The 14531-nt window shown below is 34.5% G+C and carries 10 protein-coding genes; 9 read left to right on the forward strand and 1 reads right to left on the reverse strand.

The features are described from left to right. Nucleotides 1-7 precede the first annotated feature (7 nt). From NSS71_RS02385 to NSS71_RS02410, 6 genes are all read left to right on the forward strand, one after another. The gene (locus tag NSS71_RS02385) at nt 8-433 is read left to right on the forward strand and encodes a DUF1641 domain-containing protein (protein WP_047942916.1); all 426 of its coding nucleotides are present in this window, start codon (nt 8-10) and stop codon (nt 431-433) included. Between the two features lie 116 nt (nt 434-549). After that, nucleotides 550-1734 (forward strand): NAD(P)/FAD-dependent oxidoreductase, encoded by a 1185-nt coding sequence (locus NSS71_RS02390; RefSeq protein ID WP_047942917.1) that lies wholly within the window; start codon nt 550-552, stop codon nt 1732-1734. 287 nt (nt 1735-2021) lie between these two features. Continuing rightward, nucleotides 2022-3206: a Ger(x)C family spore germination protein gene (locus tag NSS71_RS02395; RefSeq protein WP_047942918.1), complete on the forward strand. Its 1185-nt coding sequence runs from the start codon at nt 2022-2024 to the stop codon at nt 3204-3206. Between the two features lie 185 nt (nt 3207-3391). Next, the gene (locus NSS71_RS02400) at nt 3392-3877 is read left to right on the forward strand and encodes a nitroreductase family protein (RefSeq protein WP_047942919.1); all 486 of its coding nucleotides are present in this window, start codon (nt 3392-3394) and stop codon (nt 3875-3877) included. Nucleotides 3878-4145: 268 nt separating this feature from the next. After that, nucleotides 4146-5144 (forward strand): asparaginase, encoded by a 999-nt coding sequence (locus tag NSS71_RS02405; protein ID WP_047942920.1) that lies wholly within the window; start codon nt 4146-4148, stop codon nt 5142-5144. A 415-nt stretch (nt 5145-5559) separates the two neighbouring features. After that, nucleotides 5560-8262: an SH3 domain-containing protein gene (locus NSS71_RS02410; RefSeq protein WP_340460821.1), complete on the forward strand. Its 2703-nt coding sequence runs from the start codon at nt 5560-5562 to the stop codon at nt 8260-8262. A 931-nt stretch (nt 8263-9193) separates the two neighbouring features. Here NSS71_RS02410 and NSS71_RS02415 read toward each other — a convergent pair. Beyond that, entirely contained in the window at nt 9194-10318 is a 1125-nt protein-coding gene (locus NSS71_RS02415) for an NAD(P)/FAD-dependent oxidoreductase (RefSeq protein WP_061796847.1), read from the reverse strand. Nucleotides 10319-11081: 763 nt separating this feature from the next. On the opposite strand from NSS71_RS02415, the gene NSS71_RS02420 reads away from it, so the two are divergent. The 3 genes from NSS71_RS02420 (at nt 11082) to NSS71_RS02430 (ending at nt 14527) form a co-directional block, all read left to right on the forward strand. Further along, the gene (locus tag NSS71_RS02420) at nt 11082-12368 is read left to right on the forward strand and encodes a C40 family peptidase (protein WP_061796845.1); all 1287 of its coding nucleotides are present in this window, start codon (nt 11082-11084) and stop codon (nt 12366-12368) included. 657 nt (nt 12369-13025) lie between these two features. Further along, a complete protein-coding gene (locus tag NSS71_RS02425; protein ID WP_047942923.1) occupies nt 13026-13742 on the forward strand; it encodes a metal ABC transporter ATP-binding protein in 717 nt (238 codons plus the stop codon). Continuing rightward, nucleotides 13679-14527 carry an iron chelate uptake ABC transporter family permease subunit gene (locus NSS71_RS02430; RefSeq protein WP_047942924.1) on the forward strand — a complete coding sequence of 283 codons (849 nt, stop codon included), beginning with the start codon at nt 13679-13681 and terminating at the stop codon, nt 14525-14527. The genes NSS71_RS02425 and NSS71_RS02430 overlap by 64 nt, the downstream gene beginning before the upstream one ends. Nucleotides 14528-14531: the final 4 nt, after the last annotated feature.

Raw genomic sequence — 14531 nt, forward strand, 5'->3', positions numbered from 1 at the left:
ATCAGTTATGTCAGAAACTACTGCGCAAACCAATGCTGAAAAACAACTGACTGCAACAAATCAAGATTTATTGGATCAGTTGCTAAAGCCTGAGGTACAAGAATCATTGACAACATTAATGGAACAACTACCAAAGTTAACTGAAATGATTAATGGTCTATCTAAAACTTATGATGTTGTTCAATCATTATCCCAAGATGATGTATTTAAAAACGATATTGTTGGGGCAACAACGGAAATGTTCGAACCAGTTATTCATTCTGTTAAAGGAATGGCATCCGCTGCTATCGAAGCCAAGGATCGTGCAGATGCAAGCAATGAAACAATTGGTGTATTCGGTTTAATGAAAATGTTAAAAGACCCACAAGCACAAAAGATGTTCCGTTTTTTACAGAGCTATCTTCAAATTATGTCAGAACGCAATAATAAATAATCTTTCAAGTAGTCTTCCTCAGTCAGTAATGACGTTAATAAAAGAATTTATTTATGTGAAAACTAACAGGGAAGCTTGCCAATACTTTTAAATGTAATAAGGACGGGGGATTTACTATGTCAAAACATATTGTTATTTTAGGTGCTGGATACGGTGGCCTGCTAGCAGCTTTAAATGTTCGTAAATTTTACAGTAAAGCGGAAGCTACAGTAACCGTTATTAATAAATATCCAACACATCAAATCATTACTGAATTGCATCGCTTAGCAGCAGGTAATGTTTCTGAAAAAGCTGTTGCTATGCCACTAGAAAAATTATTTAAAGGCAAAGATATCGACTTAAAAATTGCTACTGTTGATTCTTTCAATGTAGATACAAAAGAGGTTGCTTTAGGCGATGGAACTAAATTATCTTATGATGCATTAGTAGTAGCGCTAGGAAGTGTAACAGCATACTTCGGTATCCCTGGTCTTGAAGAGAACAGCATGGTTCTTAAATCTGCAGATGATGCAAACAAAATCTACAATCATGTAGAAGAGCGTATTCGTGAATATGCTAAATCAAGAAAACAAGAAGATGCTACTATATTAATTGGTGGCGGCGGACTAACAGGTGTAGAACTTGTTGGGGAACTTGCTGATATCTTACCAGGATTAACAAGAAAATACGGTGTTGATTTCCGCGATATTAAATTACTATTAGTAGAAGCAGGTCCGAAAATTCTTCCTGTTTTACCAGAAGACTTAATCGAACGTGCTACTAAGAGTTTGGAAAACCGTGGCGTTACTTTCTTAACAGGCTTACCAGTAACAAATGTGTCTGGCAATGTAATTGACTTAAAAGATGGTCAACAAATTGTTGCTAATACATTTGTATGGACTGGCGGCGTACAAGGAAATCCGCTTGTTGGTGTTTCTGGATTAGAAGTAAATCGTGGTCGTGCAACTGTAAATGAATTCCTACAATCTACTTCACACCCTGATGTATTTGTAGCTGGTGATAGTGCTGTTTACTTCCCAGCTGATGGGGATGGTCGTCCAGCACCACCAACAGCTCAAATTGCTTGGCAAATGGGAGAATTAATTGGATATAATCTATATGCTTACCTTGAAAATAAAGCATTAGACACCTTTAATCCAATTAACTCCGGTACACTTGCAAGTCTTGGTAGAAAAGATGGTGTAGCAATCGTTGGAGGCAGCTCGACTCCATTAAAAGGGTTACCTGCTTCCTTAATGAAAGAAGCAAGTAATATTCGTTACCTATCACATATTAAAGGGCTATTCAGCTTAGCTTACTAATAATAAAGAAGGAAAAGATGAGGACAGGGCTAATACACTGTCTCTCATCTTTTTTTATTTGTATCCACTTGAGAAAGAGAGACTTATCATATTATTGCCAGCTATCCCTGTCATTTATGTCATTCCTCAATAGAATTGTAAGGAGATATAGGATAAATTTCATTCTTTTTCACAAACTATTATTATCTTTGAAAAAGATGTAATGTCTGTTTTCCAGATTCTCTATCATACCAATTAGTGATGGAGGAAGGAAGATATTGACGATACAAAGGGAGTAGTCTAAAAATATGAAGCGCTGTTTATTATGTATATCTATTGTATCCATCTTGTTTTTAGCTGGTTGTTGGGATCATTCGGAACTAAATCAAAATTCGATTGTAACGGGGATAGCAATGGATAAGGGGAAGGAACATAAATACAAACTTTCGATAGAGAGTACTTCTGCTGCAGAATTAAATCCTAGAACTGCTCAAGGTTTGGCTCCTGCGATTGTCTACTCTATAGAAGGGGATACGGTAGGGGAGATTATCCATAAGTTTAATTCTGCAATATCAACTCATTTGGTTCTTTCTCACATGAGAATCCTTATTATCGGAGAGGATATGGCGAAAGAGGGTATTTTAAGTTTTATGGATTATTTTGATAGGGATAGAGAGATAAGAGACGACTTTAATATAGTTGTTGCAAGGGATACGGAGGCCGTAGATTTTTTACGAGTAACGAACGATTATCAAAAAGTTTCATCTTTGAAAATATTTCCCCAACTCGATAATATGTTAGAGGAATGGGGAGGAACTCCAGGTATTAAATTAAATGATTTTATCCGTACCTATTCATCATCTGGTCAAGTTCCAGTTTTGTCCGCTATGAAAATTCAAGGCGAAAAAGAAAAAGGGTGGGACCTTGATAATATTAAAACAACAGTGCCAGGGGCAATAGCAAAAATTGATTCATTGGCTATTTTTAAGTATGGAAAGCTGCAAGGATATTTGGATTTAAATGATACAAGAATGTTATTATGGATTCAAAGTAAGTTGGAACAGACCTCGTTGAGTATTCCATACAATGATAGCAAATACTTTGGGCTGCGTGTTAATCATTCTAAGACAAAGATTAAAGCTAGACAAGTGAACGGCCGACCTAAATTTGATATATTTATTCAAGCTGAATCGATTCTAGATGGATCCGAGAAAGGGATAAAAGCTGCAAAAGTAAATGCGTTTGAAGATTTTGAAGACAAAACAAACCGTTATCTTGAAAAAGAATTTAATAAGTTGATAAAAAAAATGCAGAAAGAATATGTCGCAGATATATTTGGGTTGGGAGAAATATTTAGAGATCAAGATTACAAGCATTTTAAACAATATGAAGATAATTGGGATACAGGTTTTAAAGATGCGAAGATTAATGTGCATGTAAATGTAGAAATAAAGAGGAGTGGGTTCCGCAACAATAGTAATAATATAAAATAAGCAAATGGCAAACTTGTTCAGGGGGCGACTTAAGAAACGTTTCAGTTACCATTAGGATAGTTATCAATGTTCTGAAGGTAATTATTTTGTATTTTAGAAAGAGGCATTATTTAAAAAAATAGAAAATAGGATTATTATAATAAAGAGAAATAAGCAATAATTCATAATAAAGGGGAGAGTTAAAAGTGAATATAGCTGAATTAATTACAGGGAGAAGAACAGTAAAAAAATTCAAAACGAAGGATGTAGAGAATGCTATTATTATCGAATGGCTCCAACAGGCGAAATTTGCACCAAATCATAGGATGACAGAACCATGGAGAATTCTATTTGTTGGTGAGAATACCCGAGCGGAACTAAAACATAAAACAAATTTTGGCGGGGCTTCTAAGGTTATAGCTGTTTTATCGCATAAAGGAAGAAACCAAGTCGAACGGGATGAAAATTTAGCAGCAGTATCCTGTTTTATCCAAAATTTTATGCTGCAAGCATGGGACGCAGGAGTAGGTACGTTTTGGAGTTCTGTCGGATCTTCGGCTTTAGGGAGAAATACGTTAGGAGTAAGCGAGGATTATGAAGTGGTCGGAGTTCTTGCTATTGGTTACCCAGAAGAAATTATGGAACCAAAAGCGCGCACGTCTATTGAGGAGAAAATTACCTATTTAGATTAAAACATGATCTAGTAATTTTGCAATAAGCGAATAAAAGGCTCAAACAATCATACGAATCTGTTTGGCTTTATTTTTGGCCGGACATCTCTGTTCCGGCCTTTTTTATTTTGCTTTCAGCTAAGAAAATAGAAATAGAGAGAAATAAATTCTTCTGAAAAAATGGATAGAATCCTCTTATTGCGGAAACTTCTTTAAATATATATAATAACGTGGTGTATACCGAAAATAGGTATATTTTTTAGGAGTATGGCATTTAGGAGGACTGTAAATGAAAAAATTGCTTTTACTTGCAACCGGCGGGACAATTGCTTCAATAGAAGGAAATGAAGGACTTGTTCCTGGTTTGTCTGCAGAAGAGCTCCTTCAATATTTTAAGAATGATATTTTAGAAGTTGATGTAACTTGTGAGATCATTATGAATAGAGATAGTACTAATATGCAGCCGGAACATTGGGTTATGATGGCTGAGATCATTGCTGAGCGGTATCATGAATTTGATGGTTTTATTATCACACATGGTACGGATACATTAGCGTATACATCAGCTGCACTTTCTTATATGCTTCAAGGTCTCAAAAAGCCTGTTGTAATTACTGGATCACAGGTCCCGATTAGTTTTAAACAAACAGACGCTAAGAAAAATGTTATAGATAGTATTCGCTTTGCTAAAGAAGAGATAGGTGGAGTTTTTGTCGTTTTTGATGGACGAGTTATTATTGGTACAAGAGCAATGAAAATGCGAACAAAGAGCTATGATGCATTTGCGAGTATCAATCATCCATATGTAGCGACGATTGAAAAAGACCAAATTCACTTTTTATGGAAGCCTGATAAGCCGACAACTGAATTGCTGTTGGATACAAGCATATGCCCTGATGTCTTTTTATTAAAATTGCATCCAGGCACAAAGCCTGAGATCTTTGATTTTATTAAACAACACTATAAAGGGGTCATTATTGAAAGCTTTGGTAATGGGGGATTACCTTTTGAAGAAAGAAATCTATTGCCGAAGATTGAAGAAATGGTAGATGAAGGAATTGCTGTTGTTATCACAACTCAATGTTTGGAAGAAGGACAAGACCTCTTATTATATGAAGTAGGAAGAAAAGTGGCGCAATATAATATTATATTATCAGCAGATATGAATACAGAAGCAATAGTGGCAAAATTAATGTGGGTATTAGGAAATGAATTAACATTAAATGAAATAAAGAATCGCATGGAGAGCCAATTAGCTTATGATTTATCAGTTGATTGGGAAGGATAAAGATCCAACTACTGAGTGATGAAGCTTCCAATCTATCTTTTTGGTGATAGATTGGAAGCTTTTTTCATTCAGTTTTGCAGAAATAAGGTGTCTCAATTTTAAGTAGTCTAAGATACCTATTTTTGGTCTCTTTTATCATATCTAAATCATCGTGACTATTTATTTCTAGTGAGTAATGGTACTATTAGAATAGGTGAAACGTTTATATTTTGTGCTGCTATGAAACGTTAGACCTAGTAAAAGAGGCGATAACAAAAAAACGTGACTATAGGATTATATACTAGTAGAATAATAGATAATATCATAGGTACTAAAGAATATATAATAGGGGTTTAGAGATTAGTAGTAACAAGATGATAGATGCAAGAATAACCAAATAATGAACTAAGTAAATAGATCTAGGAGGTATGTAGTGGTGAAAAAAGTAGTTGTACCTGGAATATTTTTAGCAGCATTATCTTCTCCACTTTTTATGGAAGAGGCTCATGCAGCTTCCGTCACGAAGTATGTAGAGGTGAATAAAGGCTCGGTATTGAATGTAAGATTCGGTCCATCTATTAGTACAAGTGTTGTAACCATATTAAAGGCAGGAGAAAAGGTTAATGTCCTTTCGGAAACGAATGGCTGGTCAAAAGTGGAAGTGGATGGAAAGATTGGATATGTATCATCAAGTTATCTGATAACAAAGCAAGTAAGTTCCGTAAAATATGTTTCCGTTGATCCTTCTTCAACTTTAAATGTAAGAGAGTCAGCTTCGACAAAAGCAAATGTAGTAACAAAGCTAAAAAACAATACAAAAGTCGAAGTAGTTTCAGAGTCCAATGGCTGGGCGAAAATTAAAGTAAATGGCATAAATGGATATGTATCATCTCAATACATAAAAGCTGTTCAAACAGAGGAAAAGAAAACAACCAATAGTTCAAACAAGCAGCAAAAAGTGACTAAATACGTTAATGTTAATACTGGTTCCAGTTTAAATTTAAGAAACAGTCCCTCCAATTCAGCTTCCATTATTGTAAAATTGGCTAAAGATGTGCCTGTAACGGTTTATTCAGAATCCAATGGCTGGTCAAAAGTAGAAGCGTATGGAAAACAAGGATATGTAGCAACACAATATCTAACAGAGAAGAAAGGAACTGCTAGTCCTGAGAAAAAAGAAGAGACAAAAACAAGTACTAGTGAAAAGGCAGCGGCGAAATATGTCAATGTGGAAAAAAACTCTTCCCTTAATGTTAGAAAGGAAGCAAGTACTAATAGTGCTATTCTAACAAAACTTTCAAGAGGAACAGAGGTAAAAGTTCTGTCGAGTGCAAATGGATGGGATAAAGTAACTGTATCTGGAAAAACAGGTTATGTAAGCAGTAGTTATTTATCGGTGACAAAAATTACAGAAACAACAACTAATAATAAAGGGACCGATAAGAACGAAGCAAAGCAGTCGGAAAAAGCACCAACCGGAAAACAAATGAAAGTGAACGTTCAGGCAGGATCTAATTTAAATGTAAGGTCCACGGCATCAACAAGCGGATCGATTAAAGGGAAGCTTTCAGCAGGCACAGTAGTAACGGTATTATCAGAGAAAAACGGCTGGTCTCAAATCAAGACAAGTAAAGTAGCAGGCTATGTAAGCAGCGAATACTTAACAAGTATATCTACTCCCGATAAAGGTACAGATAAGAACGAAGCAAAGCAGCCGGAAAAAGCACCAACCGGAAAACAAATGAAAGTGAACGTTCAGGCAGGATCTAATTTAAATGTAAGATCCACGGCATCAACAAGCGGATCGATTAAAGGGAAGCTTTCAGCAGGCACAGTAGTAACGGTATTATCAGAGAAAAACGGCTGGTCTCAAATCAAGACAAGTAAAGTAGCAGGCTATGTAAGCAGCGAATACTTAACAAGTATATCTACTCCCGATAAAGAAACAGATAAGAACGAAGCGAAACAGCCGGAAGAAACGCCAACTGTAACCGAAAAAATCGTAAATGTTCAAGCAGGTTCTAGTTTGAATTTGCGATCAACACCATCAACAAGTGGCAAGATTCTCAGTAAGCTTCAAGCAGGTACTGTAGTAATCGTACAAGCAGAAGGAAATGGTTGGTCTAAAGTAAAAGTCAATAATCTAGAAGGCTATGTAAGTTCAGAGTATCTATCTAGCAAAGGCAATGGCTCAGCTAATGCAACGATTAATAAAAGTTATGTGAATTATAATCTCACACTAGAAGAAATGACAAATATTCAATTAAGTGTGAATCCACAAACAGATAAAAAATATGACACATATATTAGAGAAGATGCGATTGCTTTTAAAACAGCAGATTCAACAAAGGGTACTGTAATCGGAAATGGCTGGAGATTACGCGGAGGTGCTGGAACCGATTATTCTGTTGTCAGTACCTTGACTAGTGGCCAAGTATTAACGGTTACTTCTAAAATCAAAGGAACAGATGGTTATTACTGGTATAAAGTAAATTATTCACAATCATGGGTTACTGCTAGTAAGGAAGACACTGCTTACTATCTTAACCCAAACAATTTTATTAATAGTGATACACAATCACTGCAATTTCTAAAATTATCTGCAAAAGCAAATGTAGATGATAAAGAAGTAGATAGTAAGATTTTAGCTGGAAAAGGAATCTTAGCAGGAAAAGCTTCTTCTTTTGTAACTGCTGCTAATGCATATGGAATTAATGAGATTTATTTGATATCACATGCACTTTTAGAGACTGGAAATGGAACATCCACTTTAGCGAATGGTGTTCAGGTTAATGGTAAAACTGTGTATAACATGTATGGTATTGGTGCCTATGATGGATCAGCCGTTTCAAGCGGTGCACAATATGCTTATAATGCAGGATGGTTTACGCCAGAGGCAGCCATTATAGGTGGAGCTAAATTTATTGCCCAAGGTTATGTTAATGCAGGACAAGATACTTTATATAAAATGAGATGGAATCCTGATGCAGCTGAGAAAACTGGAAATGCAACGCATCAATATGCTTCCGATATAGGCTGGGCTACTAAACAAGTGGGCCAAATTTATAACTTATATAGTCTGTTAAGTTCCTATACTTTAAACTATGAGATTCCAATATATAAAGTAAATGCAAAATAAAACTGAACGATTTCAGTTAAAAACGGAAATAGATAGCGTGAATTTTCCATTTATATCAATTAGCAGGTAAATCATTGGTCTGGTAATAATAGTGTTTGGAAAGATTGTTTGCAATCTTTCTAAACATTATCCAGATGTTAATATACCCCAATTCAAACTTAATTACTTTCAGAGATTAAAAGAAAGATTCTCATTGTATGGTACCTAACCAGGATTTGATTATAAGAACTGTCTTTTGCAAAAAAATCTGAGATATCTAAAATAATTTGATTTGAAAAACTTTAGGTTTCGCAAATCGAATCTGTATCCAGTAACATACTTTATTGCCTCTTTCTTATTGCAAGAGAAATACTAACATTTGCATCAATTGTTACTTTCACAACTCCTCCATTCCCCTAAGTAATCGTAATAATTCATTCCATTTAAAAAATAACTGTAACAAGAAGTATATTAAACAACAGCTAATTCGGAAAAATATTTATTTGTTCTTCTAACAAATAATAGGAAAACACAAACTCCTTTTTTCCTTCTGCAATCTATCATTTTTTCTCGATAATAGACGGGAATGAACGTTACATAGAATGAAAGTGAACGTAATACAGAACAATTTTAATACGAATATGATTGAAGAACCATATGTAGAAACTACTATCTATTCTCATGAGTTTCCAATATGAAGGTGTGTTTTACTCTTGTTCATGAATAATTTGGGATTCGAAATGAGGAAATAGATGGATCAGAAGTATTTAATAAGCAGTGTGTGGAAGCAAGTTAGGGAATTTATGATTAGTAAGGTAAATAAAAAATGAGAGAATATACCTAATGAAAGAAACACTTAACGTTAAACAGATAGAAAAACGTTAAGTGTTTTCATGGTTAAGGATTTGACAATAAAATCAATAAATAGAAGCTGCTTTAAGCGTTTCTGAATCTATCGCTCTTGAATAGAACTATCGATAGAATAGGGAGAGAAGTCGATATCTGATTTAGAATGAAGAAGAAATTTTGCCAGCTGCTGCCCAATAAATGGTCCCATTGTTAGGCCAGATGCCCCTAAACCATTAGCGAGCGTTATTCCTTCATAATGCTTTACTCTTCCGAATACTGGAAGAAAATCGTTTGTGAATGGGCGGAAACCTACTTTTACTTCACGCCATATCCCTTCTAACAAGCCTGGTGCAAATAGGAGAGCCTTATCAATTATTTCTTTTATTCCTTCAATTGTAACATGGGGAGATAATTCTGTTGTATTTTCGTGTGTTGCCCCAATTACAATCGTATTATCTTCTAAAGTTAATAAGTACTGATCATGCGGGGGCATTACTACAGGCCAGTTGGAAGATTGAATGTCTTTTAATTGGATATGAAGTATTTGCCCTTTTTGTGCTTTTACATCAAAAGCTAAGTGGAGTGGCTCAAGTAATTCATTTGCCCAAACTCCAGCTGCGATAACCACTTCATCTGCATAAATAGATGTATTGTCACTAAGTTTAACCCCTTTAATTGTATTTCCCTCTCTTAACAGGGTACAAGATGAATGGATAAAGCTTGCCCCTAATTGTTTGCTTGCCTCCATGAGGGCATTTCTTAAAGCCCATCCATTTACTCTTGCAGCACCGCTTATATGTAATGCCATATATCCAGGAGCTAATAAGGGGAATAGAGACTGTGCTTCTGAAGATGAAAGAATGTCAATATCCCCAATTTCTGGTGCATCTATTTTTCGTTTTAACGTTCTTTCCTTCATGGCTTCCAATTTAGCTATGTCTGAATGAAGGCTGAGCGCACCAACTTTTTTATAGCCTGTATTTAATGAATGATAGTTATGTAAATCATTAACAAGAGAAGGATAATATTTTGCTCCTTCCCTAGCTAATAGATACCATTTTTTATTTCTACGTTGGGAATTCCATGGGCAAATGATTCCGGCAGCTGCTTTTGTTGCTTGTCCGCGATCTTCCCTATCGATAACAATAACTTCAGCCCCGCGCTTTGCTAATTCAAACGTAGTAGCAGCGCCAAGTATTCCGCCGCCTACGACCACTATTCTTTTCATATAATAATCAATTCCTTTTTAGTTAGTTTCAAGCTGGTTTCAAATGATTTTCTATTTAAGCACAAATTGGAGCAGATAGAAACTTTTTCTATCTACTATTTCATCAAAAGTTAAATTGGATAGATTAATTCCTGATTTAAGACAAAATAATGTCCGTTTAAAAAGCGCAATAATTTTGAAGAAACGCAGCTAAAATAAACAGTTATTACTAATATAACATAGTGCATATATAGATTGAATTCACCATTTTGAAGGCGTTTATCCCATATTGTTAGAATTTTATTTAAATAAAAAAGATAATTAGTCTGTAGTCGCTAATGTGGTGCTTATTGTTTGGAAACGGAGAGAAGAGCGAGAAATGTTAGAAAATGTCGATATAATGTGATGAAATACTACTATTAAGAACGACTTAGTTACAGTATGTTAATTATTAAATCTGCATTTTGATAGGCATTTAATGGAAGAGAATAGGAAATAAGTTTGGAAAAAATGTGAACAAAGGCAGAAAAAAAGGCATTTGAAACACAATTGTAATATTCCTATTACTTAAATGACAAATTATGATGTTATACTTCTATTTGTGGCGAAAGATGTTTTATATAAAGAACTTTCGTCGAAAGCAGGATTATCGTTTGATTTATAGAAGAGAGAATACTATATTAAAAGAGTCTCTCTACCAATTACAACCATAAACATATAGACAATACATAGACAATTAGATTATAAGAATTCTACATTAGATAAGTGCAGGGGGAAAATGGAAATGTTAAAAAAGAAACTAGTGGTACTAAATACAACGATATTACTTGGATTAGGGACTAGCTTAGCCGTACCAGGAATAAATGCTCATGCGAATCAATCACCTAGCATTGTTCAACAAAAGGAATCTTTACAAGGCCAAATTTCAGACGCCCAAATTAAGATCGTAGAAGCACAAGAAGAATTAAAGAAATTAGAAGCACAAATTAAAAGAGTAGATAAGGCAATTGAGGAAAATAAAGCACTTATTGAAGAAACAAAGACAAAGATGGAAACAACAGAAAAAGAAATTGCCTCCCTTGAGAAAAAGATAAAAGAATTAGAAGATAGAATTGAAAAAAGAAATGATGTATTAAAAGAAAGAGCACGTACCTTCCAAGAAAATGGAGGAAGCGTTGATTATATTGAAGTTTTATTCGGTGCTGCTAGCTTTAAGGAGTTTGTTGACCGTGTAGGTGCTGTAGCTACAATCATGGAAGCAGATCAAGATTTAATTGCAAGCAATGAAGCGGATAAAAAAGATTTAGAAACGAAGCAAAACGAAGTAAAAGAAAAGTATGATGAACTGAAAAATACAAAATTAGATCTTGAAGAAATGCAAAAGCAAAATCAAGATAAACAGAAGAAAAATGAGCAAGCAAAAAAAGATTTGAAAGCAAAAGAAGCAGACAATAAAGAACGTAAAGCTGAATTGGAAGAAAAGTATGGCTCATTACAATCTGTAGAACCACAAATTAAAAAGATGATTCAACAAAAAGAACAAGATAACTTAAATCAATTAGTTGCTACAACAGTTGGAACTAGTGATAATGGAAGTTCTAATAATTCTTCTTCCGCAAGTTCTGATAAATCTACATCAGGTTCTAACAAATCAACAAATGGTCCAAAGAAAACGGTAAAAGCTAGTGGAAGTAAATCAAAAGCTATTACAGCAGGATATAAATATATTGGTAATTCTACTTATAAATTTGGTGGAGGAAGAACAGCATCAGATGTAGCAAATGGATTATTTGATTGCTCTGGTTTTGTTAGCTGGGCTTATTCACAGGCTGGATACAGTATTCCTGCAAGCACAGATGCTTTGAAAAACGCTGGGACTCGCGTATCTACAAGTGATATGCAGCCAGGAGATCTAGTATTCTTTAACACATATAAAACGGATGGTCATGTCGGAATTTACATTGGTGGAGGCAAGTTCATCGGTTCTCAAAGCTCTACTGGTGTTGCAATTGCATCTATGGACAGTGGATATTGGAAATCTGTATTTAATGGTAGAGTTGTTCGATTCTAATAGATTGATTTTTTATAAAGCATTACTTGATGAAATTTCATCAAGTAATGCTTTTTATTCTGATTTATTTATATTTAATATATACCCCAGTATTTAAAAGTTATGCATCATTTCCTATTTTTATTACAATATCAGTACGATAATCATAATAAGTTGACCACTATTGGCATCGCTATATTAATGGAGAAGCAGGTATATAAGAAGTAATTCTTGACCAATACAAAATTTTATTATAAATTTTTTAATCGGAATCGTTTTGATTTATGTTGACACTTAACAAGGAAAAGTCTATTATTAAGTGTCATGTATTATAGAAGGAAAGAAATGATAAATATTTATCTGGTGATTAAGTCATAACTTTATATTCGAACAAATAATGTTAATTTTTAAATCGTAATGAGTACGAAATTGACTACTTTTGTACGTACCCATTTCGAGAATGAAATAAATGAAGAATAGATTGCCGCAAATCGTAAAAATTATTAAAGTTAGATAAATGAAGCAATAACAAACAAAGACTTCGATAAAAAGTCGTTTCCTTATTTTTATTCAATACAAAGCACTAACATAACTTACTTATAACACAGTTTAAAGAGGAGCGGTTATAGAGGCGTTAGGGATAAGGAAGATAAATAAATGGAGAGGAGTAATTACTATATGAAACTAGCGACAGTATCAAAAATTACATTTGGATATGAACATGTTCCTGCACTTGAAGATGTATCATTTGAATTAGAATATGGAGAGTTTGTTGGGATTACAGGTCCTAATGGCGCAAGTAAATCTACCTTATTAAAGTTATTATTGGGGCTACTTAAGCCATGGTCAGGGGAAGTGAATATAAGTAAGTTAAATGCGAGTGGAAAAAAATTAACTGTAGGTTACGTTCCCCAACAAATTTCTTCTTTTAACGTTGGCTTCCCAAGCACCGTCATAGAACTTGTTCGATCAGGCAGATATCAACGTAAAAAATGGTATGAAAGATTAAAGGAAGTAGATCATGAAGCAGTGAAGAAATCATTAGAAATGGTTGGAATGTGGGATTACCGTAATAAGAAAATCGGTGAGTTATCTGGAGGGCAAAAGCAAAAGATTGTAATTGCACGTATTCTAGCATCTGAACCTGACTTGCTAGTTTTAGATGAACCGACCACAGGAATGGATGCAGATAGCAGGAAAGGCTTTTATGAATTTATGAAGCATCAAGTAAATGAACATAATAGAACAGTTGTCATGGTAACACATGATCAAGATGAGGTAGAGGATTATTTAGATAAAATTATTCATATTGAGAAAGGAGAAAAAGGCGGATGGAGATGTTTGAGCTTGAATTCATGCAAAGAGCATTTTGGGCAGGTGGGCTCATTGCAATAATTGCACCAATCATTGGAATTTATTTAGTCCTGCGAAGACAAGCATTGATGGCAGATACATTGTCACATATATCATTAGCGGGAGTGGCAATTGGTTTTTTCTTTCAAACGAATGTAACAATTTCTAGTCTTCTCGTTGTAATTGCTGGAGCAATTGGAATTGAATATATGCGACGAGCATACCATACTTATTCAGAAGTATCGATTGCTATTCTTATGGCTGCTGGATTATCGTTCGCTTTATTTCTCATGAGTTTATCTAGTGGCGGAATGACGACAAGCATGGATCAGTATTTATTCGGAAGTATTATTACGATTAGTAAACAACAAGTGATTGTATTAGCAATTGTGACTGGAATTATTCTTCTATTTTTTGTTTTCTTTACGAGAAAGATGTATATTATGACTTTTGATCAAGATACGGCAACAACTAGCGGTATTAATACCAATATGTTATCCATCGCATTTAGTATTTTAACTGGTATTGCTATTTCAGTAATTATCCCAACAATTGGCGTGCTATTGGTTTCTGCCTTGTTAGTATTGCCATCTGCCTTTTCCATCAAATTAGTAAAAGGTTTTAAATGGGTATTTATCGTGGCTATTTTAGTAGCGGCTGTTAGTATCTTTACTGGATTGTTTTCATCTTATCATTTAGGAACGCCTCCTGGTGCAACCATTACTCTATTATTAGTAGTTATTTTACTAGTAGGGTTTTTAAGCCAAAGGATTTATATGATGGTTCGCCGTGCGTCAAGTCAGAAGAATTATAAAAAAGTAGGATGATAAA

Origin of the sequence: Niallia sp. FSL W8-0951, assembly GCF_038006525.1 — a bacterium.
Classification (GTDB): Bacteria; Bacillota; Bacilli; order Bacillales; family Cytobacillaceae; genus Niallia; species Niallia circulans.

Excerpts from the sequence above, each read along its gene's own strand:
- NSS71_RS02430 (WP_047942924.1), top strand. The coding sequence starts at position 13,679 with ATGGAGATGTTTGAGCTTGAATTCATGCAAAGAGCATTTTGGGCAGGT.
- NSS71_RS02405 (WP_047942920.1), top strand. The coding sequence starts at position 4,146 with ATGAAAAAATTGCTTTTACTTGCAACCGGCGGGACAATTGCTTCAATA.
- NSS71_RS02415 (WP_061796847.1), bottom strand. The coding sequence starts at position 10,318 with ATGAAAAGAATAGTGGTCGTAGGCGGCGGAATACTTGGCGCTGCTACT.
- NSS71_RS02390 (WP_047942917.1), top strand. The coding sequence starts at position 550 with ATGTCAAAACATATTGTTATTTTAGGTGCTGGATACGGTGGCCTGCTA.
- NSS71_RS02395 (WP_047942918.1), top strand. The coding sequence starts at position 2,022 with ATGAAGCGCTGTTTATTATGTATATCTATTGTATCCATCTTGTTTTTA.
- NSS71_RS02425 (WP_047942923.1), top strand. The coding sequence starts at position 13,026 with ATGAAACTAGCGACAGTATCAAAAATTACATTTGGATATGAACATGTT.
- NSS71_RS02420 (WP_061796845.1), top strand. The coding sequence starts at position 11,082 with ATGTTAAAAAAGAAACTAGTGGTACTAAATACAACGATATTACTTGGA.
- NSS71_RS02385 (WP_047942916.1), top strand. The coding sequence starts at position 8 with ATGTCAGAAACTACTGCGCAAACCAATGCTGAAAAACAACTGACTGCA.